This window comes from Rothia sp. HMSC062F03 (genome assembly GCF_001836905.1).
Lineage (GTDB): Bacteria > Actinomycetota > Actinomycetes > Actinomycetales > Micrococcaceae > Rothia > Rothia mucilaginosa_A.
This window is the reverse complement of record NZ_KV830891.1, coordinates 1-928: the sequence shown is the minus strand read 5'-3', so window position 1 is coordinate 928 and position 928 is coordinate 1. Positions and strand designations below refer to the sequence as shown.

Sequence of the window (928 nt, the reverse complement as noted above, 5' to 3'; positions counted from 1 at the left end):
TACTGGCGGGTGGCGATAATTTCACGCGCCCTCGCCACATGCTTTTCTTTTTCCTCTTTCAGCTGGTTGAGCTTCGCCTGATTCTTCTCAATCAGCGGCCCCTGGTAGGACGCCTCAAGATCACCCAGACGCTGAGCCATACCCACTTTCTGGTTACATTCAGCTTCGATGGTTGCGAGGCGAATTTCCTCCGGCTTAGATTCTTCGTTATCTTGGGAGGAAGCCATGAGATGTGCGCTTTCTTCGGACATCCAGTCACCTTCTCCTTCTCTGGGGGTTAGCCCGCGTTCACGCAGGCAGGTCCACCATTCTGAGCGAATATTTTTCCACTCATCGGTTTGGGAGGCGTAGGTGTATGCCTGTGAGTTGAGCTCTCCTACGAACCGGTATTCTTTTTCGTCAAGTTCGACGTCAGAGAATGCGGTTTTCACCTCTTCTTGGCACTGGGTGTTGATGTCGTCTGATGCTGAATCGTCTGGGCCTCGGGATTCCTTCTGGGAGTACCCGTACTTTTTGGCGTACTCGACGTTCCAGTTGCCGTATAGCCCCCCGGGTTGCGGGGTGTCTATTGAGGGCACAGCGTAGGACTGACCGTGGTGCGCATAGCATTCGGACATGAGCGTGTGCCACGCCGTGCTCACCGTACGGATTGTTAGTTCATCGAAGGCATACTCGTCCAGTGGAAGGTGTATGTAGTTCTTTGAATAATCGAGAACAGCTTTTCGTGAGGTGTCCCGCTCGGCGCTGTTGGAGCAGGATACGCACGCCCCCAGTAGGCAGAATACTGTTACCGCAGAGAGAGCCTTACGCATAGGATTTCCTCCTCCATACCTCGTTGTAGCGTTAAACGGAGTTACCCCAATTATCCCAAGGGCTCCTATCTGCTTGCCGCTGATATCTACTGGCGGGTGGCGATAATTTCACGCGC

1 protein-coding gene is annotated in these 928 nt (G+C 53.4%); it reads right to left on the bottom strand.

From position 1 onward, the window contains the following. The coding region (locus HMPREF2674_RS06575; protein WP_070825194.1) for a hypothetical protein at positions 1-812 on the bottom strand (812 nt) is incomplete at its 3' end. Positions 813-928 lie beyond the last annotated feature (116 nt).